The following is a 24,761-nucleotide window of genomic DNA, read 5'->3' as shown; positions in this document are numbered from 1 at the left end:
ACTATTCTGGCATTCATAATTAGAGGGCGTGTCGTATGAACGAATTCGAAGCCCCGTTAGCTACAAGTTAAAGTGAATAGCTAAAATAATAAAGAGCAAATTGTGAGTCTTCCAATATAAGCCGCAATATTGACTCTCAAATTCATTACACCTAAAGAGACGGAAACATCAAAATGGCAGAAGATTTAAAACAAGCCGCACTGGAATACCATGAGAATCCTGTTCCTGGTAAATTGAATATCACGATTAGCAAGCCAACTGCTACTGCTCGTGACCTTTCTTTGGCATACAGCCCGGGTGTTGCGGAGCCTTGCCGTGAAATTGCAAAAGATCCTGAAACTGCTTACCGCTACACGGGTAAAGGTAACCTTGTTGCGGTTATCTCTGATGGTTCAGCAGTATTAGGTCTAGGAAACATTGGACCTCTAGCAAGTAAGCCAGTAATGGAAGGTAAAGGCGTGTTGTTCAAACGCTTTGCTGGTGTTAACTCTGTAGACGTTGAAGTGGAATCTGAAAGCCCACAAGCGTTTATTGATACGGTTGCACGTATTGCGAATACGTACGGTGGTATTAACCTTGAAGATATCAAAGCGCCTGAGTGTTTTGAAATTGAACGTGAGTTGATCGAACGTTGTAATATCCCTGTTTTCCATGATGATCAGCACGGTACAGCAATCGTTACTGCTGCGGGTCTATTAAACGCGCTTGAGCTTCAAGAGAAGAACATTGCAGACGCTAAAATCGTTTGTCTTGGAGCAGGTGCGGCAGCAACAGCATGTATGAAACTGATCATTGCATGTGGCGCTCAAAGTGAAAACATTTACGTACTTGACCGTAAAGGCGTTATTCACTCTGGTCGTGACGACCTAAACAAATACAAGTCAATGTTCGCGATCGATACCGATGCGCGCACATTGGATGATGCGATCGATGGCGCTGATGTATTCATCGGTGTATCGGGTCCGGATCTACTTTCTGGTGATCAATTGAAAAAAATGGCACCGAAGCCAGTTGTATTTGCATGTTCTAACCCTGATCCAGAAATCAGCCCTGAAGTTGCACACTCAGTTCGTGACGATTTGATCATGGCGACAGGTCGTTCTGATTACCCGAATCAGGTGAATAACGTTCTTGGCTTCCCATTCATCTTCCGTGGCGCGCTAGATGTTCGTGCAACTAAGATCAATGAAGAAATGAAAGTAGCAGCAGTTAACGCACTGAAAGACCTAGCGAAAGAGCCAGCTCCTCAGGACGTAATTGATGCATACGGTGGCGGCGCATTGGAATTTGGTAAAGAGTACATCTTGCCTAAGCCAATGGATTCTCGTTTGCTAACAGAGGTGTCTGGTGCGGTTGCAAAAGCAGCAGTAGATTCAGGTGTTGCTTCTCTACCTTACCCTGATTTCTACCCTCTAGAAAGCTTGGATCGTTTTGAAGCGTAAGACTTTAAATGATTAATAAAAAGGCGATGCTTTAATGAGCATCGCCTTTTTTGTTTGTACTAACCCTAAAGTATTACTTGTCGCAAGGTTAAGGCAATACCGTTAGCAAAGTGACATATTTATTTTATATAGTAAGGCTTTTATCTCGTCTTAGAGCGTTCTGTATTGGAGAGCTCAGTTGTCGAGCATAGATCTTATCGTAATAGAAATCAGATGTATTTTTGTTAGAGGTGCGCATGAAAGTTGCTGTATTTTGTGGGTCTAGTTTAGGTCACTCTAAAGTATATGAGCGAGCGGTTGCTGAGCTAGGTGCGTTTTTTGCGGAAAATGGAATAGAAGTCGTATACGGAGGAGGGCATGTTGGACTCATGGGCGTTATCGCCAATGCGGTTCTGGCCGCTGGTGGGAAAGTGACCGGGGTTATACCGACTCACTTAGAGCAACGGGAAATCGCTCACCCAAGCCTGACAGAACTGCATGTCGTAACCGATATGCATGAGAGAAAAGCCAAAATGGCGGATTTAGCGGACGCTTTTGTCGCGTTACCTGGCGGCGTTGGTACCTTAGAAGAAATATTCGAGGTTTATACGTGGGCTCAAATTGGCTTACATAAAAAACCTTGTGCGTTTTACAATGTAGACGGCTACTACGATCTCATGTTTGAGATGATTGTGAGTATGCATAGAGAAGGTTTTGTGAAGAAACCCTATGTCGACATGCTAATTAAAGAAAGCCAGCCTGAGGGACTTCTAAGAGCGTTTGAAGACTATGTAGCCCCCCAAGAAAAGTGGAACTCATAACGCCGATCTTTTGGTTCTCGTAAAACTTTTTCCTGTCATTTTCGAGTTTAACTTTCATGAGAGCTTCCAATAAGGAGGCTCTCATGTGAATACCCTTCTTTTTCTGCGCTGTGCGAATTCAAATTTCAGCGACGGGATTTATTTTCTGCAAACCGTGTTTCTCCCTAATTAGATAGCCAACTTCCCCACTACACTAAATGAAGTCTCGATGAAATATTCGAGCTTTAAGGTACTCCTTTGAGTGTTATAAAGGGCCATACAGCTCGGATATGCAGTTTCTTGGAGGCGGCACTACTCTCAGAAAAGTTAGAAGGTGTGTCATTTGATGATACAAGCCTCCATGGTTTTTCTTAATAGTATGTCGCTCGTATAGGTTGAGGGAGGGCGTTTATTAAGGCGTGCTTTAAGATATTACTAATAGAATAAACCTCTTCCCAGATACGTATTTCTTCGACGAATTTAAGGCCTAACCAAGGTGGATTTATGGCTTTGACTATCATTTGGACGTTTCTCCTTTTCGTGAGTTTTTCAAAATTCAATTGGCTATTGTTAGCAGGAGAGAAATTATGTCAGTTAATTCGAAAAGCTATCCCCGTTATCTTGAAGAAAAAGTGCGTCAACATGAGCTGCGCCGCGCCGCTTTGAATGGAAGAAACATACTGCATGGGCTTACGCCTACTGCCTCGTCAATTCAACTCATCAGTAATGATTACCTTCGTTTAGCAGGTCACCCTGAAGTACGTTATGCACAGAAAAAAGTGTTGGAAAATGAAGATAACCTTGTGTTGATGTCATCGGCGTTTATGCATGGTGATAATCCTCAAATTTTTTTCGAAGAACGCATGGCAACGTTTCTGGATGCAGAGGAAACGGTACTTTGTCAGTCAGGCTACAGTGCTAATGTGGGCTTGATACAAGCGATACTTGAAGACACCGATACGCCTGTCTATATCGATATGATGGCGCATATGTCGTTATGGGACGGTGCAAAGTTTAGTGGGGCAAAAATACAACCGTTTAGGCATAACAATGTTGATCAATTGATGTATCTGATCAACAAGAATGGACCAGGTCTTGTCATCGTCGATTCCATTTATAGTACTAATGGAAGTGTTTGCCCATTACAAGAGCTAGTCGATGCAGCCTATGATAAAGGCTGTGTATTGTTAGTGGATGAGTCCCATTCTTTAGGTACGCATGGCCCGTATGGCAGGGGAATGGTTGTCCAATATGGGTTGCAGAATAAGGTTATGTTTCGGACCGCGAGTCTAGCGAAAGCGTTCGCAGGGCGGGCGGGTTTAGTGACTTGCCCGACAGGCTTTGGTGATTATTTTAAATGTACTTCTAAGCCCTCTATTTTTAGTTCGGCATTATTGCCGTATGAGATTGCTGGATTAGATATGACCTTAAATCTGATTCTTGAATCGGATTATAAACGGGAAAAACTGAGAAAAAATGCGTCCTTTCTTCGACAATCTTTAGAGGGCTTGGGGTACAACACAGATCATTCAGCCTCTCAAATTATTGCTCTTGAGTCTGGGACAGAGTGGCAAACGATGATCTTAAAAGACGCGTTGGAAAATAGAGGGGTCTTTGGTTCCGTTTTCTTAGCGCCAGCAACGGCTAAAAATAGAGCATTGGTGCGCTTTTCTGTGAACGCCGACTTGACTGATGCACAGCTGGTTAAAATCATTCAGGTATGCGAAGAAATTCGAGAAGAAGTCGATTTTCTCCAATGGCGATCAACCCGAAAAAGGAAAGTACCGCGCGCCGAAGCCGTGTTGGTATGATCGACAAAGTGACACGTTAAAGCTTTTGAGACGGTTCTAACGACTTTCTCAAAAGCTTTCTTTAACTTTAAACGTGAGTGCCCACTGTTTGTAAATAGTCGTGGAATGACGTGATTTCAGCCGCAGGGATGGAGGTGAACCGATCATCTGGGTTGGCAATAAAGGCGGCTAAGTAGGTAGCTTTTTCACCGACAATTTCAACGCAAGGGTGTAGGTAGTTCTCCCACTCTTTTTTAATATCTGGATGATAGAAGCCGTCAGCAGTCGGAAAGAAAGGGATTTTATTCCCGCTTCTTAGTTCATCTAGCAATTCATCGTCGGCGTGGGCGTCTTGAGCGACTTCTACGTGTACCGCAAGGTCGTCAGGGTCTAATACTAGCAAGCGCTTCACCTGAGCACTTTCATCCAGCAGTAAAAAGTCCAGAGATGAGGCAGTGGATTCGATTAATACTTGATATTCAAAAGTGTGGTGTTGCTTAAGAATCGAATAGAAGTACTCGATGATTGCCGGATCTTCAATAAGCGGCTTGCTTAATTTTAGACTCTCATGAATGACCTGCGTAGTCTCTCGAATATAATCCTGTTGATATTGATGAATGAGTTGATTAACGAGTTTAAAGACATCAGGCGAGCTTTTCTTAATATAGTAATCGATGACTTTGTTATTCAACGCCTCAATCGCGATTTGTTCATCGGCGACGCCCGTGAGCAGTACTTTTTTTACATTGGGGTGTTTGATAGATTCACATACTTCTAGGCCATTGAGATCATATCCCGAAAGCGCGTAGTCGGTGATTAAAACGGAAGGCTCGGCGAACCTCTCGTTAAATCGCGCCTTAGACTCAATAATGGCTGCATTTAAGGTGTAGTGATGAGCCTTACTACCATCCGTAATAAAGTCATTTTTCTGGATTAAGCTGTCATGGCACGTGTGATTGTTTATATATTCGAGTGCATTGTGGGGAGTAGAGAATGCTTGATAAGCGATGTCGTCTTCCAATGCGAGAGGAACACTGTTTAAGAAGGCTCTATGGTCATCAAGAAAGACGGCGGTTGTAGGATGGTAATACGCATTAATGACTTTCTTTTTTGGCTTCAGCATAAGTAAAATTCCTTCTTGGCTAACTACTCAAGTCTTTTACGAGGAAGACTCAAAATAAACTCAGTGTATTTCCCTACTTCAGAATGACACTTAATGTCCCCACCAAAACTTAACATAACCTTTTTGCAAAAGGCTAATCCAATACCTGAGCCTCCACCAATATGTTGTTTCCCCGATGAGTAAAAACTATCGAAAATAGAAAGGCGATCATGCAAACTAATGCCTTCGCCGTTATCCCGAAAGGATATCAGGCTGTTAGATTTGCTTTGTTTTAGGCAGATATCAATACTGGCCTCTGATGAGCTTTTTGTAAACACCAGAGCGTTTTTTATTAGATTGAAAATTACGTGAGTCATAAGAATTTCAGAGCCTACGAATTCGAAATCCTGTACCACTTTGATATTAATGGCGCTGCTTTCTGCTTCTGAATCGAAAGGGTATCGCTCTTTTGCATTAATCATGACCTCTGATGCCAGAAGCACTTCGAACTGTGTTGTATCGATTTGTGTCTTGTTTAGGTTCATAAGCAACATATCAATAATAGTATTCGAGTGCTTTACCTCATTCTCAATGTGCTCAATAGCATGTTCGAGTGCTTTAAAAATATCAGGTCTAATCGGCTTTTTGATTAGGTTGTTACTTTTTGCGAGCTCATAAGACTGAGTCAGTACTGGAAAATGTTTATGCAGCCCTGATGTATTGTTTTGAATGGTCATAAGCGGCGTTCGCAGTTCATGACATATCTCTGCGCCGACTGAGCGCAGTACCTTGAGCTTTTCCTCTTTGATTCTATTGGGGTAGTAAAAGGTCACACTCCCTGTCGTAATTAAAAATAGATAGACCGAAAGCTGCGATAGGTAATGTTCAGACAGTATTGAGTGATCGGAAGAAAGAGAAAACGCGGCGATAGCTAATGTGGTTCCGGTGGTTAGCATAAAGGCAAATAATGCCCAGTCATAAGCCACCATAATGAGCAGTGCTAATCCGCCCATGGTCGACATGGCCCAAGCCGTGTTTCCTTGATTCATCAGTAACATATAAACAAAGAAAAAAGGCAGTGCGAAGGTCATGATAATAAGCCAATAAAGACTTTTAAAACGACGTAACTGATTGGGCCAAATAGGAATTAAGGCTAAGCCGAGAAAAAGAACACAGCCAATGAGGCGCAGTGTTAATGTCTCATAAGGTTGAGGAAAAACGTAGGACCAAATAATAAAGTAGAGAGGGAATCCCACGATACCAATCAGTCCAATATAAAATGCGTAAGGGAGATAATAGCCCGCGCTGTGATCGCAAGCATTTTTAAGGCGACTAACCAATATGTGGAACCACAATTTCATGGGGAGCATAAGGTTCTTCCTTGCCTAGTTATTGATTAGTTTATACTCGTCTCACTTAATACTCTAGGGAAGGTGTGAACAAGTCCACTGGCTTGAGCATGTTGACGACTCATAGTTATTCGTACCTTCCCTGGTAATATGCTGCAGAGTTTCATTGTCTTTTTGATTAGAACAGGTTTTCCAAGGCGGATTCTGTTTTCTTTTCTTGCTGCGTTTCACTCACGGTGGATTGCGTTTCTGTTTTTTGAACGGCTACGATGCGTTTTGCTGGCACATTAGCTTGTCTGAATACTTCAAATATAGCATTTTTTTGCCCTGGTAAGGCACGCTCACCTGTTTTCGGGTCGATGCGCACGGTAATCAATGAGGAAGGCTTATCAATGTAAGACTTAGGCTCTTCAGTGAGCACGTGACGCATATATGAGATCCAAGAAGGTAACGAGACGGATCCGCCCCATTCTACACGCCCTAGTGGTGAAGAGTTGTCGAATCCGCTCCAGACCGACGTTACAATATGGCCATTAAAGCCTGAGAACCAAGCATCTCGTCCATCGTTTGTTGTTCCGGTTTTACCCGCAATGTCGTCGCGTTTTAGTACTCGCGCGCGGCGGCCTGTACCGTATTTTATAACGTCACGCATGATGTCATAAATAATGTAAGTAACATCTGGATCAAGAACACGTGGCGCGACGGGTAAGGTAGCGAAGCTGCCATTGACGTTAAATAACCCCATTTGAGCGTCTTCTTCTGAGGCTTTATCAAGCAGAGTACATTGTTTGCATACCGTCATCGGTTCAGATTGGAACAGTACCTTACCATTACGATCTTCAACACGATCGATTAGGAAGGGCTGAACTCGAAAGCCGCCATTTGAAAATACAGCGTAGCCCGTAGCGATTTGAAGCGGAGACAAGTTTGCGCTTCCTAATGATAGCGAGAGGTTATGAGGTAGCTTCTCAGAGTCGAACCCAAATCGTTTTAAAAATTCAAGCGTGGGTTTAATCCCCATCTCATCCAAAAGGCGAACAGAGACAACGTTTTGAGAGCGATATAGAGCCTGTCTTAAGCGTGTAGGACCATAAAACTTACCACCATCGTTTGTTGGACGCCAAGCAGTGGCTAAGTTTTTATCGTGAAAGACAACAGGAGCATCATTGATGATACTTGCGGCCGTATAGCCGCGGCTTAACGCGCTAGAATAAACGAATGGTTTGAAGTTAGAGCCGGGCTGACGCTTTGATTGCGTGACCCGATTGAACTTGTTTTGATAATAATCGAAGCCGCCAACCAAGGACTGAATCGCGCCGTTTCGACTGTCGAGAGAGACCAGTGCGCTTTGTGCTGCGGGCGTTTGAGCTAACCGCCAGCTTTGTTGAGTTTCACCTGTTTCTTTATCCGTGATTTCGACAGGGCGCAGTTGGATGACATCCCCCGCAACGACAATGTCGGCTACTGTTTTTGGCTCTGGCCCAGTTTTATTCTCATCGATATAAGGTTTCGCCCACTTCAACGCATCCCAAGTCAAAGCGACTTGCTTTCCTGATTCTAACCGCGCATCTAGTCCTTGTTCTTCCGTGTTAATGACAATAGCGGTTTGCCAGCCTTTAACATTGGATATTTTTTTGAGCTCTTTCGTTTGTTCTTTTAGGTCCGCTGCTACCAAGTCTGGACGGGATTCCAGTGGGCCTCGATAACCGTGCCTTTCGTCGTAACTGAGAACACCGTTATAGATGGCTTTGTTTGCCGCTTCTTGGCGATCCGAGATGATCGTCGTGTAAACCTTTAACCCTTCGTTGTATAAATCTTTGCCGAATGTTTCATACAGTTCTGAACGAACCATTTCGGACACATAGCTGGCTTCGATATCAGGAGAGACACCGTGGTTCTTCGCCGATATGGTCGCTTCAACCGCCTCTTGATAAGACTGCTTATCGATCATGCCAAGCGACAACATACGTTGAAGAATCCAATTTCGACGAATCAGGGCTCTGGATGGGTTAACAATGGGGTTGTAAAGCGATGGCGCTTTTGGAAGTCCAGCAATCATTGCGATTTGAGCAAGGCTGAGTTCAGCCAGCGGTTTACCATAATAGACCTGAGCGGCTGCTTCGAACCCGTAGGCTCGTTTACCCAAATAAATCTTGTTGACGTAGAGCTCTAAAATTTCCTGCTTAGAAAGCTCTTGCTCCATTTTTAAAGAAATTAAAATTTCGGTAAATTTACGGGTAAAGGTTTGCTCAAAAGAAAGGAAATAGTTTCGAGCAACCTGCATTGTAATCGTACTACCGCCACCGCGAATGCGTCCTGAACTTACTAATTGGAAGGCTGCCCGTCCCATGCCCATTATGTCGATTCCAGGGTGGTGATAGAAGTTTGTGTCTTCTGCTGCCAGTATGGCGCTTTCCAGTTCTTTAGGAATCTGATCAAAGTTGATGGGGGTGCGTCGTTGCTCGCCGTATTCGCCGATCAGTTTTTCATCGGCAGTATAAATACGTAAAGGGATTTGAAGCTCGATGTCTTTTAATTCGGCAACCGTGGGGATTTTGTCTTTTACTTGGTAGTACATTCCAACGGCAATACCCACACCAGCTAATGTTCCGACTAATCCCAGTGCAAGGACAATTTTTATAAACTTTGACATAGTTACCCAAATTATTAGAAATCTAAATGCGCGCGCCATTATAGCGGAAATATTATACAATACGCTGGTCTAGTTTAGGGTGAATCGTGTATTCTTGTTATCGTTTTTGACGAATTTTGCGATAAAAAGTTCGATAGAAAAAGAACATTACATTGCGGGCAGAAGATGCCCACTTGCCTATCGTGATATTTTAGACCGTACATAACAGGATGATATGTACGAACCATGAATTTTTATTTATCAAGGATGATGAATAGTGTCTCGAACTACATGGCTGGCTTCATACCAGCAGGGGGATTGGTGTCTTCAAACGGCCCCTAATACTTCTCCCATACCTTTTCCCGAGTTAGAAACTTCCTTTAGTGCTGCTAATACGACTCTCATTGTTGCGATTCCAGACGCTTGGATTGTTCACTATCAAGAAGAAGTCGATCCTGCTTACGACGACGAACTTTGTTATCTTGCCGCCGCGACCTTTGCGAGTGAGGTTTGCGCTGTCACGAAAGAGTCTCTGCTGTTTCGATATCAATTAAATCGCGCTGAATCGAATTCTCCAATACTCTCTATTGAAGCCGTCGCCATGGAGCGATTAGATGGCTTAAGTCGCTACTTTGATTTGACTCACGATGTATCGTCTTTCTTGCTAGAAAGCGACGTCTCTCAATTGGATATTAGAACCGATGCGGTTCGGTTCAATGCTTTTAAATCCAGCTCTTCTAAATCCAACTCTTCTAAATTCAGTGCTGATGGCACGGCGCTTCAAAGCCAGCTAGTGTTTGAGCGCTATGATCCCGTAATGAAAAACAGGGCTCAGTGGTGGAAGAAAACTAAGCGTTTTATGTGCGCTAGTGTTTTACTTCATGCTTCTTTTGCGAGTTTCTATTGTTACGCTCAACACTTTATTCCCAATCCTCCTGCTTACGTTTCCCCATGGGCGTCATCGGATGTGAAATCTGCTTCGTTGTCGGAACAGGACATTTTAGGTTTGATAAGAGGTATTTCTAAAACAATACGTTTAGATGCCTTTTCATGGATTGAACAAACGGCGACGGTTCGGCTAACAGGCACACAAGACAGTCTTTCTGCTCTAGAGGCGCAGTTTCGAAAACAATTAGGTGACCAGCAATTGGCCGTGAGTACGACGCCTATCATCCGTTCGTTCGCTCGTGCCAAACCGGAGTCGCTTTATGAAGCAACGTTTGAAATTTATTGACTATGTGTCGCAACCTTTCTCGAATGCGCCTTTGACGCAAGCGCAATGGCGTTTGCTTTTTCTGCTTCAGGTTTCAATTTGGTGGTTGCCTTTTTCTTCGTTATTAGAAGACGTGAATAAACGTGAGCGAGAGATCGCTCAGTACGATTTGAAACAGATGCGCGATCAACGTCAGGGGCTTGCTTTAGATCGATGGCAAGCACCTGAAGGTAGCCATGTTGAACTAGAAGTACATAAAACCGCCCAAAACGACATCTCACTAATCACGTTGGAAGGCTCGTTAGACTTATTGCAATGGGAGTCGCTATTTGAGTCACTTCAATCCATTGCTTCCTTGTCCGTGACTGGGATGAACTGGCGGCGAGAGTCTGATCGTTGGCATGCGATATTGGAACTGGCCGTTCTTCCCCCTCAATCCAATCGCTCTTTTATCAATTGGCTTCCGATTGATAGTCGCATCAACTCGTTCTCAGAGGTGCCCGCTATTCAACTCATTAGTACTTTGACGAAAAAGAATGAACATTGGGTAAAGGTAGAGCACTTCGGAAAACAATTTTGGGTCAAAAACGGTGACTGGATTCCAATGATTCAAGCAACGTTAATGGCTCAACAGCAGCGAAGCGCGACGTTTGTTAGGGAGAATGGCGTGCCATGGACGGTGAGCCTTACGCGCAGAGTGAGTGTTGAACAATGATAAAACAAACCTTTCTTGTGTGGGCTCGTGTATGGACTTGCGTGTTGCTTGCAAGTTCTAGCGCGTCTGCCATGGACATCATGATTGATCGCCAGCCAGTGCATACCATTCTTCCCGAAATAGCAACCCAAATGGGTGCAAGTATTGTTATTCACCCTGAGATAGAGGGGCTTTTGTCTCTCTCCATTATTGATGCAACTTGGGACGTTGTCGTATCGTCCGCGGCTCTGCAGTTAGGCGTCGATTTGATCTGGCAAGATAATATCGCGTTGCTTTTACCAAAGAGAGAGAAACCAGTTGACGAGAAAACAGCAAAGAATGCCCCCAAAGACTGTAAACCCACGCTTTGGACCTTAAAGCACGCTCGTGCAGAAGAGGTCGGTAAACAAATTATTGCCTTTTTTTCGAAAACGAAATTGATCGTGGATAAACGTACGAACTCTATTGCCGCTAAATATTGTCTAGACGATGGGGTATTTGAACAAACCATTGCATGGCTAGATGCGCCTGTGCGTCAAATTGAAATTCAGGCGCACATTGCTCAAGTGCATCGGTCAGCTCAAAAAACATTGGGGGTAAATTGGCAAACAGTCATTGAGGACGGTACTCGCCAAGCGCTAACCGGTATGGTGAATTTGAACGCCATCGGCGCAACTTCCAGTTTGGCTGTGGAGACGACGCGGGGAAGCAGCCGATTGTCTTTACTGCTTGATGCGTTGGAAACGGATGGTTTTGCTAACGTTATTTCTAAACCGAAAATTGTGACGGCGGAAGGACAGTCGGCAAGAATAGAATCTGGAACCGAAATTCCGTATCAAGTACAGCACGATGATGTGACAACGGTTGAGTTTCGACAGGCTGGTTTGATGTTGGAAGTGACGCCGATTGTGAAAGAGCAGGGCGTTCTGCGTCTCGACCTCAATATTCATCAGGACTCCGTAGGGGAAATGGTTAATGGTGTCCCCAGCCTCGAAACCAATCGTTTGAATACTCAAGTCGAAGTTAAAGACGGAGAAACATTGGTTTTAGGCGGGATTTTTCGCCAAGAAAAATTTGAGAATATCTCAAAAGTTCCCGTGTTTGGAGACCTTCCTGTGTTGGGGGCTCTGTTTCGACATAGGTCAGATAAAACAGAAAAGGTTGAATTACTTGTATTTATTACGCCAAAACTGCTACAAATGACGATAAAATAGGTCAGACACGGTCAAAAACAAAGATATTAGACGCAATTTTTTTGTTTTTGGCTCTCTCGAGGCCCGAGACAGCAGATATTTTGACGTAAAATAAAATGAAAAATGCCCCCAACATTGTATTAGTTGGCCCGATGGGAGCAGGAAAAACGACCATAGGCCGTTTACTGTCCCAGACTTTGGAAAGAGAGTTTTTTGACTCGGATCGAGTGATCGAGGAAAAAGCGGGCGCAGACATTCCCTGGATCTTCGACAAGGAGGGCGAGGATGGATTTCGCCGCAGGGAAACCCATGTATTACAAGAGATGCTTGAAGAGCCTGAGCAACGAGTTGTATTGGCGACAGGCGGCGGTATTGTAATGCGAGAAGAGAATCGAGCGTTGCTCAGAAAAGAGACGATGGTGGTGTATTTATACGCCTCCGTAGAGCAGCAGCTGCATAGAACGTCGAAGAGTAATCATCGGCCCTTGCTAAAGAAAGGCAACCCGAAAGAGACATTAACCAATTTGTTTAAGATACGTGATCCACTTTATAGGGACGTCGCCTCCCTTATTGTGGAAACGGATGCACGCCATCCGAGAGCGGTCGCGAACAAAGTGCTTGATGCGATAAAAAATCAATTTGAGAATTCAGAGAGTCCAGTATAACTATGCGAACCTTAACGGTTGATTTAGGAGATCGAAGTTACCCAATATACATTGGTGCGGGTATACGTAAACAAAAATCGCTGTTTGCTGATGCGATTAAAGGCAAACAAGTGATGATCGTTACCAATGAGACCATTGCGCCCCTGTATTTGGACGATATGGTCGCCTTACTCTCTTCTGATTACCAAGTTGATACCTGTATCCTAGCAGATGGTGAAAAGTACAAGACGCTCGATACGTATGGCCAGATTATGACGTCTTTACTGGAGGCGAAGCATAACCGAACCACCACCATCATTGCATTGGGTGGTGGTGTGATTGGTGACATGGCAGGTTACGCAGCAGCGACCTATCAACGAGGTGTCGATTTTATCCAGGTACCGACGACCTTATTGTCTCAGGTTGACTCTTCTGTTGGCGGAAAAACGGGCGTTAACCACCCTCTTGGCAAAAATATGATAGGTGCGTTTTACCAGCCTCAAGCGGTGGTTATCGACACGGATTCGCTCAAAACGCTGCCAATGAAGGAGTTATCCGCTGGTATGGCGGAAGTGATCAAATATGGTTTGATTTGTGACAAGCCATTCTTTGAATGGTTGGAAAACGAAATCGAAGCGTTAATGTCGCTCGACGCTGAGCGTATTACCGAGTCCATTTATAAATCTTGTGAAGCCAAAGCGAAGGTTGTTGCGCTAGATGAGAGAGAAGGTGGCATTCGAGCTATCTTGAACTTGGGGCACACATTTGGTCATGCGATTGAAACTGAAATGGGTTACGGTGCGTGGCTTCATGGCGAAGCGGTTGCGGCGGGCATGGTATTAGCAGTAGACCTTTCATGTCGAATGGGGAATGTTTCTTCTGAAGAGCTAGTAAGAACGGTAAATCTTTTAAAAGCAGCAAATTTACCTGTTTTACCCCCGCAAAATATGACGAAAGACGCGTTTTTATCGCGTATGATTTTAGATAAAAAGGTACTAGACGGTAATTTACGGCTAGTATTACTTGAGTCATTAGGTGATGCGATTACGACGTCAGATTTTCCAGAAGACTATTTTAATGCGTGTCTTGAAGATGCATTAGAAGCGAGTCGTCTTAATTAAATACACGGACTGTCGCTGTCGCATTTGTATTGCGCATGATCAGTCGTTTATGGAGTAAGGAAGTCTATGGCAGAGACCAGCTTTCAGTTTGATTTAGAGGATGCGCTGGAGCAGCAGCAACCGAAAGTCATGCTGAGAAACCCTTTCAGTCAAGAAGGGGGGGCTTTCTTTGCCTCGGAGGAGCGTAATCAGCAGCTCGCGTTGCTTGAGCACCTTAGTCGATACAGTAATTTACTTTCTATTATTGAAGGGGAGAGCGGTAGCGGAAAATCGCGCTTTCTAGAAGAGTTTATTAGAGCGCAAGGCGACGTTGCCGAGATTAGTCGTGTAAAAGCGACTATGCTAATGACGGCGGGACAATTGTTGGAAGCGATCTACACAGGCTTCGCAAGCGCTCTGCCTAATGTCGAATCGCGAACCTCGTTTGGCCCCTTGCTGAAGTTTGCTCATGAGCTAGAAGGAAATGGCAGTAAAGCCATTATCTTGATCGATAATGCTCAGGAACTGAATACTGACGCGATCATTATGCTCATGGACATGATGTCTTTGGCTACTGAGGCTCAAGAAGTACCTCATGTTGCTTTGTTCAGTGAATTTCCCGTTTCAAGAAACCTTGACCAATATCAAACCAGTCGTTACGAACAACTCAGTCATGTACTGACCTTAGCGCCTTTCTCATACGAACAAACCAAAGCTTATTTATTACACCGCGTTAGAGCGGTCGGTGGTGGTATTAATCTGCCGTTTAGCGACAAACAAATAAAAGCCATTTATCAAGAGTCAGGCGGGCAGCCTGGTCAGATAAATGCCGTGGCCCAGCGTCTTATGGGGATGGGATCGGCAGGTAAAGCGAAGAAAAAACGCAAGTTCAGCTTGAGCCTTGGTTTCCCATTGGTCCATATGGCGCTCCTGTCTTTGGTTATGCTCGGGATTTTAATGATGGTGTTGTTCAGTGACGATACGCCTGAATCACCTCAGACTGCATCGGAATCCATTCCGCCTATTGCCGCGTCGCCCAACGCTGTGCGCCAAAGCAACAGTGAAACCATAAAGCGTATCGAAGATATGCAGCGTAAACTTCAAGAAGACGCGCCCGTTGCATTGCCCCCTATTCCTGCGGATGTACTTCAACCGAGTGCGAATGATCAAGTGGCTGAAACACAAAGAGCGCCTTCTGCGCAGCCTTCTAGTGTCGCTGTTGCACCCGTGAGAGAAAATACGGTCGGGCAAAGCAATAACACTCCAGTCGTTGCAAACATTCAGCCAATTGCTTCCGCCCCCGTTGTCGAAAAGCAAGCGGAACCGGAAGTGGTTGTTGAAAGAGACCCGTTTGATAAGACCCAGTTTTGGAAAGCTCAAACACCGACACGCTATACTTTGCAGCTTTTAGGAACTCACAATCTTAACACTGTAAAAGACTTCATTCGTGATCAAGGAAGTATTGACGAATTCAGCTATTTCAGGGCAATTCACAAAGGCAAGGCGTGGTTTGTTGTTGTCTACGGTAGCTATCGAAACCGAAGTGAAGCCATTGCTGCGGTTGAAGCGTTGCCTAATGATCTACGTAGTTTAAACCCTTGGGCTCGCAGTATTCGCGGGATTCAGCAAGACATCGTAAAGGCGGGAAGTTAGAGGCGTCTAAAAACGCAGTTGAGCCCTCCTAATGTGTCACTCTTTACTTTCTCAAATCATTAATCACCTATGCAGTGATTGATCATTTGATAAATTTCTTTTCTCCTATTCTTTATTGCGTATTTTTAAACTCTCGTTATATTCGCTCTAAGTTTTTGAATAAAATGGATTTTTTATTTAACTCTTTTTGATTCCCAACTCGGCATGATCTTCGCTATATCGTATTTGATTGGCCAACTTGAATTCAGTTCGCGTATTTTATGAAGGGCTTCTTCCCCGAGCTTCTTCATGATTAGTGCGACTTTTTTTCTTGTTGCCGTCCTCATAACAAAAATAAAATGGGCCAAATTATGATCAAATCGAGAGCACTCATAGCAACAGGCTTAATGACGTTGCCTTACTCAGTATTCGCCTACGACCTTCCTGGTATAAATCTAGGTGCAACCAGTTTTTATGACGCAGCGCCGCCGCCAACGGGTCCAGGACTGTACTTCGTCGAATACCTGCAATTCTCTACAGCAAATACGTTGAATGGCGCAAACGGTGAGCCGTTGACGCTGCCTAAGCAAGACCTTGATGTGTTTGTGCCACTGACCCAATTGATTTATCTTTCTGATACAAAAATTGGCAATGCAAGTTTAGGCTTCACTGGATTACTTCCCTATTTGGCAAAAGCAGATGTTGATGACGGGTTAAATAATGTGGCACTAGATTCGACCACAGGGGTGGGAGATTTAACTCTAGGTGCCTTTTTGCAGTTTGACCCCGTTATGGGCACTAACGGCCCAGTTTTCTCTCAGCGAGTGGAGTTTGATATATCGATACCGACGGGAGAATATGATTCGTCGAAGGCAATTAACCCAAGTAGTAACAGCGTATATATCAACCCGTACTACGCTTTGACCTATTGGTTGTCTCCTCGATGGACGGCATCTACCCGAATTTCCTATTTATGGAATGGAAAAAATGACGATCCATCACCAACATATAGCAATCTAGGCGCTACTGAAACACAGGCCGGACAGGCGTTCCATATCAATTTCGCCAGTGCTTACGCGGTATCTAATCGTCTCAGTGTTGGATTGAGTGGTTATGTGCTCAATCAAATCACGAATACGAAAGCGAACGGTAGTGACGTCGCTGACACAAAAGAAGAAGTTTGGGCCATCGGCCCTGGTTTTCAGTACGTTTTAAATCCTAATAATAGCATTGTCGCCAATGTCTACTTTGAACAAGATGCGAAAAATCGTGCGGAAAGCGATCGATTCATTTTACGTTTTAACCATCACTTTTAAGATCGTGATATTGTGTCAGACGAAAGGGGCTTCTACTCTGAAGCTCCTTTCAAAGGAGGTTTATTGTGTTGGATAAGTATAAAAATATCGATGGTTACAATATTCGCTATCGAGATACCGAAGGTGATGGGCCAGTCCTTTTTATGACTCATGGCATTGGTGCGTCTTTGGAAACGTGGGATCTCGTTGCTGAAAGGCTTCCAGACACGGTGCGAGTTATTTCTTGGGATGTCGTTAATCATGGCTTGTCAGACTTCTCTAAGCAACCTTATGGTCCAGATGACTATGCAACTCTAGGATGGTCTTTGTTGAATGCGTTAGGTGTTTCGCAGGTCAGCTTAATGGGTAATTCAATGGGAGGGGCTATTAGCATTAGAATGCTGTCCTTAGCGCCAGAGCGAGTTACACATATAGCTTTGTTGAATGCAGCAACACTAGGTGTTGAGACTCCTATGCCATTTCGTTTGATGACATTGCCTATTTTGAGTGGCCTTCTATCAAAACCTGGAAAAATTGCCATTGATAATCAAATTAAGGCTATTTTCCACTCGAGTTATAACGCTTCAATTGACGTTAAAAAAGTGATTCATCGTAATGTTATGCGAGACGGAGCGCAAAAAGCATTTGCTGATACGTTAAAGGTGATGACGAATATAAAAGGGCAGAAACGTGAATTGGTCGAGCATTCTTTGTCTATCCTAAGCTCGACTTCCGCCCCAGTCCTTTTTATTCATGGTCAAGAGGACAGTGTGATTCCTATCCGTCACTCTATAGAGGCAGCCGCGCAAACGTCAAATGCGGAAATGATTTCGATTGATCAATGTGGCCATACACCACAACTCGAAATGCCTCAAAAGATAGTGGATTCGTTAATGCCATTTATTGCCGACACGATGCCAGAATCGAAGCGGGCTGTTGGCCCAGCTCCTATTTAAACTTTTTAATGCGATATGCCAGTTGAGGGCGACTTAGGCCAACGCGGCGAGCCGCCTCGGATAAGTTGCCGTTCGCTTCAGTGACAGCATCTGACAATATCTGCTGTTCGAGCATCTCTAAATCCAATGCTTCATTGCTGCCTGTCAGGTTATGGAGTGTGTCCAATAAGGATGTGGGGCTGTTGGTTAAGCTTGTATGTGCGTTTTTAAGTTCGCCATTTGAGCTGATAGAGAACAAGGTCTCCGCGGGTGAGATCTCCTCGTTCTGGAATAGGTGCGCTAAATCTACTGGGTTGCCGTCTTCTGTCGCAATGACACCGCGCTCGATCAGGTTCTGTAATTCTCGAATATTGCCAGGGAAGCGATAATTTAGCAGCGCTCGTGTTGCCGATTGGGTAATACCAGAGGGAGAACGTTGGTGCAGCTTACAGAAATGCTGGTAAAAATAGCTCGTTAGCAATGGAATGTCGGCTCTTCGTTCTCTAAGAGGCGGTAAGGAAATGGGGTAAACGTTAAGACGAAAATAGAGGTCTTCACGGAATTCCCCATTGCGAACGGCTTCTATCAGATCTACATTGGTCGCCGCGATAACGCGTACATCGACTTTAATAGAGCGTGTTCCACCGACACGTTCAATCTCTTTTTCCTGTAATACGCGTAGTAGTTTACTTTGACCTGACGCGTTGAGGTCGCCGATTTCATCAAGAAATAGTGTTCCGCCATTTGCGCGTTCAAAACGCCCAGGTCGACTCGTGTTTGCTCCGGTATACGCCCCTTTTTCTACACCAAATAGTTCTGCTTCCATTAGGTTGTCAGGTATTGCAGCGCAGTTGAAGGCAACAAAAGGAGCGTCTTTTCGAGGGCTGAGTGAATGTACCGAGTTGGCAAACAGCTCTTTCCCGACACCGGATTCCCCAGAGAACAAAACGGTTGCTTGTGTCGGGGCGACCTTACTTATGGCTTGATAAGCCGTATTAAAAGCCGCCGATACGCCGATCATTTTATTGTGTTTTAGAATCTCAATGGTGGGGGAGTGGGTTGGTGAAAAGTCAGGTAAATCGGCGGTTGTTTCCTCGTTTACCTTTGATTCGACAGCAGCGGTGTTTGCTTGGCTTTGAGGTGCGTCTTTCGCAGTATTTAAGTAGCGTAAGTCTTCTTCAATATCGGACCAAAGTTCTGCTGATTTACCGATAACGCGGCATACATCGTGTCCCATTGCTGCGCATTCGACTTCTCTGAAAACAACCAGTGTTCCGACTAAACCAGAAACGTAGCCCATCGCATAACCGAGTTCCATCCAACAGACGGGGTGAGGGCTTTTTCCAAAGTGGGTGATGTGCTCTTCGACTTCCGTGCTGTGGTGCCAAATAAACTCCCCTTCGTACAGACCTTTGTCAGTATCAAATTCAAAGTGAACGGTTTCAACTTTCACAACCCCTTCAAGTCCATGAAGGCGTGTACCTGCACTAAACATGGAGACAGGATCTGAATCAGACCATTGATTGCGAACCAATTCGGCGTCTCGCATTCCTGACATGTAGCCTGTTCGAGTGAAGAGTCCTCTGCTTTTTTCGTAGCCCAATGTATCGATTAATTCGCTACGCATAAAACCAAAGGAAGAGCTGTGTATAAGCAGCATTCGTTGATCTTCGAGCCATATACGGCCATCGCCAGGTGAAAAGTGCAGACTCTCCGTGAGATCTTTTAGCGTAGGACTGTGCTGGCTTTCAAAGTTTCTCGAACTGCCTTTTAGTGCTGATTTATCCCTGCTTTGGGTTAACTCAGCTAATGAAATTCTCTCTGAACGTGTCATTTTTATTTTTATCCTCGACATGATGAAATCATCAAAATGTTCACACTCAGTGTTTATTAGGATTGATGATATGGTCAAATTACTTTTTTCTTGCTGCTATAAAAAATAGTTCATGGAATTTTATAATTGACATATAAATCAATAGGTTAATATTTTACTGACACCGCGTTTAGATTGGGATAATAAATCGGCACAGTGCTTGCTGACATGCTTTCGTGTCCACTAGGACTTTCCAATAATAAAAATAACGGAGTTCACCTATGTCAGATAGAGACTTGCCCAATAGACAAATGTCAGATTGCAACACGTCAGATAAGGCGTTGAAGCAGTCACCTCTCTCCCGCCGTAAATTTTTAGGGGGTATGGGGGTTGCCTTAGGTAGCAGCGTATTGCCAGCTGGTTTTACGGTTTTTTCCTCTGCAGCACGTGCTAGCTCAGATCCAGTGATCAAAATTGGCTTTATCAGCCCGCGCTCTGGACCGCTTAGTGTATTTGGAGAGGGGGACGAGTTTTTAGTAGAGCAAGTAATGCGTCAATTTTCTCAGGGCTTAACGATTGACGGCGTGAAATACGCGTTAGACATTATTATAGGTGATACGCGTTCTGATTCCATTGGCGCTAGTTTAAAAGCTAAGGAACTGATCGATGGGGACCACATTGATTTTATGCTCACGTCGTCGACACCTGAAACTGTAAACCCAGTGGCTGATGCTTGTGAAGCCGCCGGTGTTCCTTGTCTTTCAACAACGGCACCGTGGGAGAGTTTCTATTTTGGCCGAGGAGGAATTCCAGGGCAGGCGTCTCCTTTTAAATGGACCTATCATTTCTGTTTCGGTGTGATGGATTTTGCACAGCTTTATATTGATCAGTGGCAGAAAGTGGATACGAATAAGCGAGTGGGAGCCTTATTGCCAAACGATGCGGACGGTAATGCCATCCGAGGGCTATTGTTGCCAGCCTTGGAAAAAGAAGGGTTTACTGTCGTAGATGCTGGATTGTATGAAAACGGCACAAGTGATTTTACTCAGCAAATTAATCTGTTTAAAAAAGAAAAATGTGAAATATTTAATACCTTTCCATTCCCCCCAGATTTTCCTGTCTTTTGGCGTCAAGCCGCCCAAAAAGGTCTTGCGAAAAAAGTGAAGGTAGCACAGCTCGCAAAAGCGGGTTTATTTCCGGCTGAGATTGAGTCAATGGGGAAACTGGGTTACGGCTTACATTCAGGTGCTTATTGGCATAAAGATTTTCCATTTACCTCTCTGTCTACAGGCCTTAGTTGTGCAGAAATAGCCGATGGCTTTGAGAAAACGATGGATAAGCAATGGAATCAGCAAGTCGGTGCCAATGCAGCACTCTTTGATGCTGCCATCAGTGCCTTAGTTCAATCTAATGATCCTAAAAATAAAGTCGCACTAGCGACGGCTTTGTCCCAGCTCCAAGCGGATACAGCGGTGGGCCGTGTTGACTTTAAAAATGGCCCTGCGCCGAACTGTGCCAGAGCGGGTTTGGTCGGGGTTCAGTGGATGAAATCCAAGCAAGGACCTTGGCCTCTTGAGTTGCCGATTGTATCAAATGCGAACCTTCCTTCTGTTCCGCTGACCGGTACGATGACGCGCTATAAGCTGGGAGGCTAATGTATGCGAAACACGTGTTTGATTAACGCGAAGGGAATCAATAAGTATTTCGGTGCGTTTCAAGTGCTGGCGGACGTCGATCTTGAAGTCCATAAAGGTGAGGCGGTTGGCATTGTTGGCCCAAATGGCGCGGGTAAAACAACGCTGTTTGGGGTATTGGCTGGGGCGTTAGATCCTTCGTCAGGTGATATTCAACTAGGAGGCAATTCAATACTAAAGCACGACTCGGCTCGCCGATGTCGGCTTGGTATTGCTCGTACCCATCAAATACCACGACCTTTTCTTGGAATGAGTGTATTTGAGAACGTGATGGTCGCAGCGAATTTTGGTAGTGGGCGTAAGTTGACTAAAACAAAAATAGAATGTCTTGCAATTGACGCGCTGGAAAAGGCTGGCATGACGGCGATTGCGAATCGTCCAGCGACATCTTTAGGGCTTTTAGATCGAAAGCGCCTAGAGTTGGCTAGGGCACTAGCAACGTCGCCTGACATATTATTGCTGGATGAAATTGGTGGTGGGTTAACCGAAGCGGAATTACAACAGTTAGTGTCACTGATCTTAGAGCTCAAACAGGATGGTATTACTGTTGTTTGGATAGAGCACATACTCCATGCCTTGTTAAAAGTGATTGACCGACTTGTGTGTATGGACTCTGGGCAAGTGATTGCGCAAGGGCTGCCCAAAGAGGTGATGGCTGATAAGCAAGTTATGCAGGCGTACCTCGGCTCGGAGGTGGCTCAATGAGTATGTTAAGTATAGAGAACCTTGTTGCCAATCATGGCTTACTCAACGCTGTAAAAGGCGTTTCGTTTTCCGTTGAAAAAGGAGATGTGCTGTCTATTGTCGGCTCTAACGGTGCAGGGAAAACGACGCTGTTTAGAGCGATTTCTGGGGTTCATCCCATTGTTTCTGGTTCCGTCCTATTGGATGGAGACGCTATTGATAATGTGAGCGCGAATCGTCGAGTTGAGAAGGGGCTTGTGATGGTGCCCGAAGGGCGGCGGCTGTTTTCGGATATGACGGTCAAAGAAAACCTCATGGTGGCTGCTGAACATGGTCGTAAAGGCGACTGGGTGTTAGATAAAGTCGTTGACGCACTGCCGGGACTTAAGTCGATCGTTAATAAACGCGCTGGTGGCCTCTCTGGTGGTCAGCGCCAAAGTGTTGCAATAGGACGAGCGTTAATGAGCAACCCTACGATTTTGCTGATAGATGAGGTTTCGCTTGGGCTGTCACCCATCGCCATTGGTGAATTATATGAGTCGCTGGATCATTTGAAACAAAAGCTCGATGTTACTTTTATTATAGTGGAGCAAGATTTGAACCGAGCCATTACGTTTTCTGATCATACGATTTGCATGTTAGAAGGAAGCATTGAGCTGGAAGGGAAGTCATCGACACTCGATAAAAAAGATATTTACGCCGCGTATTTCGGTGTTGAGGAGGGTGCGGATGCTTGATGCTCTATTGCAAGGAACCTTGTTAGGTGGGTATTACGCCATTCTGGCAGCTGGGCTTTCTCTTATGTTTGGTGTGGCGCGTTTTATTAACCTTGCACACGGAGATAATGCAATTCTTGGTGCGTTTATCGTGCTCTTGGGAGTTGAGTATTTCAATATGTCGCCTTGGTTTGCAATGATAGGCGCTATTCCAATCATGTATGTACTGGGCTGGTTAACACAGAAATACGTGTTTGATCGGACTCAAAGGGGCGGTTTTCTTCTGCCACTTTTGACGACTTTTGGTCTGGCTGCGGTTATTCAAAATGGATTGTTTGCAGGTTTCGGTTCGGATATTCGTTCTCTTGCTGATTATATTGGCGACCTTTCTTGGGACAGTTGGGATTTGACCGACGAAATTAGTGTCGGGAAACTGCCTGTTATCGTATTTGTTATTGCTGTCGTGACTCTGGTGGGATTGCAGATCGTATTGAGCTTGTCTAGGTTTGGTCGAGCGGTTCGCGCAACCGCGTTAGACCCTGAAGCGGCTCAACTATGTGGCATTGACTCGGCAGAGGTGTATCGAAAAATTACAGGCATCGCATTTGTTTTGTCTGCAATTGCCGGGGTAATGCTCGCTATGCGCGCTTCTATTGCGCCTTATTCAGGTCCGGCTCAGCTTATTTTTGCATTTGAGGCGGTTGTTATTGGCGGTATCGGCTCACTATGGGGAACCTTGTTAGGAGGCATTGCACTTGGTGTGGCACAAAGTGTCGGTGCGTTCTTCGATCCTCAATGGTTTCAGTTAGCAGGGCATTCTCTTTTTCTCCTTGTATTAGGTGTTCGATTCTTAAATCAAAAAGCGCTTCATGTCGGTGGCTGGAGAGCATATCTATCTTCTTTCTCTTCTGACAAACGTACCGCTGAGAAAAACATAACGCCTGTAAAAGAGCGAGGGGCTTCACAATGATAAATAAACAATCAATGACGGTGGAGTCATGGGACGCAAAAGGCAGACTGACGTTTAAAGTGGCTGCGCTCATTGTTGTGTGTCTTGCGTTGTTACCTTTTTATGCTGACGGTCAGATTATCGATAAAGTCACTATGTTGATGATTTATATCGTTCTTGCCATGATGTGGAACCTTTTGGCGGGCTTCGCTGGGTTAGTTTCAGTTGGTCAACAAGCTTTCTTTGGTCTAGGCGCGTACTTTGCTATTCGCCTTGTTATGGCTGATATGAACCCCTATGGCGCGTTTATTATAGGATCGTTAGCTGTTGCTGTTATCGCTTATCTCATATCCTTTTTCGTTTTAAACCTGAAAGGCGGTGAGTTCGCGATTGCTATGTGGGTCATCGCTGAGGTTATTCGTATCTTTGTGATGTTTGACCCGATTATTCAGGGAGAAACAGGTACTTCTTTATTGGCTATGAATGCCTATGAACCAGAGCTTCGGCGTAGTTTGAATTTTTGGTTTAGCTTGAGTGTATTTGTGGTGTTTTCTGGAGGCGTGTTGGTGTTATTAAAAAGCCGCCTTGGTGCGGCGGCTCAGGCAATCAGGGACGATGAGGAAGCGGCGCGATCTGTCGGGATTAAAGTTGAATCTACCAAGCGGATTATCTTTGTGATTGCTGCGGTAGGATGTGCTTTTGCAGGTTGTATTTGGCTTTCTACAGCGATCACGTTTCAGCCTCGTACCAATTTTGGTGTTCAATGGACTGTCTTTATGCTATTTATGGTATTGGTTGGCGGCTTAGGGACGTTTGAAGGGCCTATTATTGGCGCGATTTTGTTCTTTATACTCCAAGAAGTGTTTGGTGATTTTGGTGCTTGGTATTTGGCTGGACTGGGGGCCGTAGCAGTCCTATTCGCTTTGTACTTACCGAAAGGCATTTGCGGGGAGTTGCAAGCGCGTAAAGGTGTCTCTCTGATTCAAACTGGTGTGAAATTGGTTCGTCGAAGTAAACCGTAAAACCTTCATCCTTCTAATGCCGCGTTAGCTTGAACTAGGACACAGTTGTTTAAGGGGCACGGTTGTTTAAGCACACAGTCGCA

Annotated in this window: 20 protein-coding genes; 16 read left to right on the top strand and 4 right to left on the bottom strand. The window is 44.8% G+C overall.

Features of this window, described 5'->3' with window-relative positions; translation table 11 throughout:
• Positions 1-173: 173 nt before the first annotated feature.
• From MARME_RS18740 to cqsA, 3 genes are all read left to right on the top strand, one after another.
• Entirely contained in the window at positions 174-1,442 is a 1,269-nt protein-coding gene (locus MARME_RS18740) for a malic enzyme-like NAD(P)-binding protein (protein WP_013662842.1), read from the top strand.
• Positions 1,443-1,678: 236 nt separating this feature from the next.
• Positions 1,679-2,242, top strand: coding sequence for an LOG family protein (locus tag MARME_RS18735; RefSeq protein ID WP_013662841.1), 564 nt, complete (start codon positions 1,679-1,681; stop codon positions 2,240-2,242).
• Positions 2,243-2,808: 566 nt separating this feature from the next.
• Positions 2,809-4,032 carry an alpha-hydroxyketone-type quorum-sensing autoinducer synthase gene (cqsA, locus tag MARME_RS18730; protein ID WP_013662838.1) on the top strand — a complete coding sequence of 408 codons (1,224 nt, stop codon included), beginning with the start codon at positions 2,809-2,811 and terminating at the stop codon, positions 4,030-4,032.
• A 67-nt stretch (positions 4,033-4,099) separates the two neighbouring features.
• On the opposite strand, the gene MARME_RS18725 is transcribed toward cqsA, so the two are convergent.
• The 3 genes from MARME_RS18725 to MARME_RS18715 all read right to left on the bottom strand — a co-directional run bounded on the left by MARME_RS18725 (position 4,100) and on the right by MARME_RS18715 (position 9,115).
• A complete protein-coding gene (locus MARME_RS18725; protein ID WP_013662837.1) occupies positions 4,100-5,134 on the bottom strand; it encodes a response regulator transcription factor in 1,035 nt (344 codons plus the stop codon).
• Positions 5,135-5,157: 23 nt separating this feature from the next.
• The gene (locus MARME_RS18720; RefSeq protein ID WP_013662836.1) at positions 5,158-6,483 is read right to left on the bottom strand and encodes a sensor histidine kinase; all 1,326 of its coding nucleotides are present in this window, start codon (positions 6,481-6,483) and stop codon (positions 5,158-5,160) included.
• Positions 6,484-6,640: 157 nt separating this feature from the next.
• Positions 6,641-9,115 (bottom strand): penicillin-binding protein 1A, encoded by a 2,475-nt coding sequence (locus MARME_RS18715; protein ID WP_013662835.1) that lies wholly within the window; start codon positions 9,113-9,115, stop codon positions 6,641-6,643.
• A gap of 256 nt (positions 9,116-9,371) precedes the next feature.
• Here MARME_RS18715 and MARME_RS18710 point away from each other — a divergent pair, with 256 nt between their 5' ends.
• From MARME_RS18710 to MARME_RS18675, 8 genes are all read left to right on the top strand, one after another.
• Entirely contained in the window at positions 9,372-10,328 is a 957-nt protein-coding gene (locus MARME_RS18710) for a hypothetical protein (protein ID WP_013662834.1), read from the top strand.
• Entirely contained in the window at positions 10,303-11,022 is a 720-nt protein-coding gene (locus tag MARME_RS18705) for a hypothetical protein (protein ID WP_013662833.1), read from the top strand. The genes MARME_RS18710 and MARME_RS18705 overlap by 26 nt, the downstream gene beginning before the upstream one ends.
• Complete coding sequence (locus tag MARME_RS18700; RefSeq protein ID WP_013662832.1) at positions 11,019-12,215, top strand: type II and III secretion system protein; 1,197 nt, start codon at positions 11,019-11,021, stop codon at positions 12,213-12,215. The genes MARME_RS18705 and MARME_RS18700 overlap by 4 nt, the downstream gene beginning before the upstream one ends.
• Positions 12,216-12,310: 95 nt before the next feature.
• Positions 12,311-12,859 carry a shikimate kinase AroK gene (aroK, locus tag MARME_RS18695; protein WP_013662831.1) on the top strand — a complete coding sequence of 183 codons (549 nt, stop codon included), beginning with the start codon at positions 12,311-12,313 and terminating at the stop codon, positions 12,857-12,859.
• Between the two features lie 2 nt (positions 12,860-12,861).
• Complete coding sequence (gene aroB / locus MARME_RS18690) at positions 12,862-13,959, top strand: 3-dehydroquinate synthase (protein WP_013662830.1); 1,098 nt, start codon at positions 12,862-12,864, stop codon at positions 13,957-13,959.
• 66 nt (positions 13,960-14,025) lie between these two features.
• Entirely contained in the window at positions 14,026-15,591 is a 1,566-nt protein-coding gene (locus MARME_RS18685; RefSeq protein ID WP_013662829.1) for an SPOR domain-containing protein, read from the top strand.
• A gap of 350 nt (positions 15,592-15,941) precedes the next feature.
• Complete coding sequence (locus tag MARME_RS18680) at positions 15,942-16,886, top strand: SphA family protein (RefSeq protein WP_013662828.1); 945 nt, start codon at positions 15,942-15,944, stop codon at positions 16,884-16,886.
• Positions 16,887-16,951: 65 nt separating this feature from the next.
• Positions 16,952-17,821 (top strand): alpha/beta fold hydrolase, encoded by an 870-nt coding sequence (locus MARME_RS18675; protein ID WP_013662827.1) that lies wholly within the window; start codon positions 16,952-16,954, stop codon positions 17,819-17,821.
• On the opposite strand, the gene MARME_RS18670 is transcribed toward MARME_RS18675, so the two are convergent.
• Positions 17,814-19,634, bottom strand: coding sequence for a sigma-54-dependent Fis family transcriptional regulator (locus MARME_RS18670; RefSeq protein WP_013662826.1), 1,821 nt, complete (start codon positions 19,632-19,634; stop codon positions 17,814-17,816). The genes MARME_RS18675 and MARME_RS18670 overlap by 8 nt on opposite strands.
• Positions 19,635-19,894: 260 nt before the next feature.
• Between MARME_RS18670 and MARME_RS18665 the strand changes: the two genes are divergently transcribed.
• Genes MARME_RS18665 through MARME_RS18645 form a run of 5 tightly spaced genes read left to right on the top strand, consistent with a single transcriptional unit; the run spans position 19,895 to position 24,678 of the window.
• Positions 19,895-21,268 carry an ABC transporter substrate-binding protein gene (locus tag MARME_RS18665; RefSeq protein WP_013662825.1) on the top strand — a complete coding sequence of 458 codons (1,374 nt, stop codon included), beginning with the start codon at positions 19,895-19,897 and terminating at the stop codon, positions 21,266-21,268.
• Between the two features lie 3 nt (positions 21,269-21,271).
• Positions 21,272-22,012 carry an ABC transporter ATP-binding protein gene (locus tag MARME_RS18660; RefSeq protein WP_013662824.1) on the top strand — a complete coding sequence of 247 codons (741 nt, stop codon included), beginning with the start codon at positions 21,272-21,274 and terminating at the stop codon, positions 22,010-22,012.
• A complete protein-coding gene (locus MARME_RS18655; protein WP_013662823.1) occupies positions 22,009-22,728 on the top strand; it encodes an ABC transporter ATP-binding protein in 720 nt (239 codons plus the stop codon). Before MARME_RS18660 ends, MARME_RS18655 begins: the two co-directional genes overlap by 4 nt.
• Positions 22,721-23,677, top strand: a complete 957-nt coding sequence (locus MARME_RS18650) for a branched-chain amino acid ABC transporter permease (protein ID WP_013662822.1) — start codon at positions 22,721-22,723, stop codon at positions 23,675-23,677. The genes MARME_RS18655 and MARME_RS18650 overlap by 8 nt, the downstream gene beginning before the upstream one ends.
• Entirely contained in the window at positions 23,674-24,678 is a 1,005-nt protein-coding gene (locus MARME_RS18645) for a branched-chain amino acid ABC transporter permease (RefSeq protein ID WP_013662821.1), read from the top strand. The genes MARME_RS18650 and MARME_RS18645 overlap by 4 nt, the downstream gene beginning before the upstream one ends.
• The last annotated feature ends 83 nt before the right edge of the window (positions 24,679-24,761 follow it).

Origin of the sequence: Marinomonas mediterranea MMB-1 (assembly GCF_000192865.1) — a bacterium.
GTDB lineage: Bacteria > Pseudomonadota > Gammaproteobacteria > Pseudomonadales > Marinomonadaceae > Marinomonas > Marinomonas mediterranea.
This window is presented reverse-complemented; position numbering and strand designations above follow the sequence as displayed.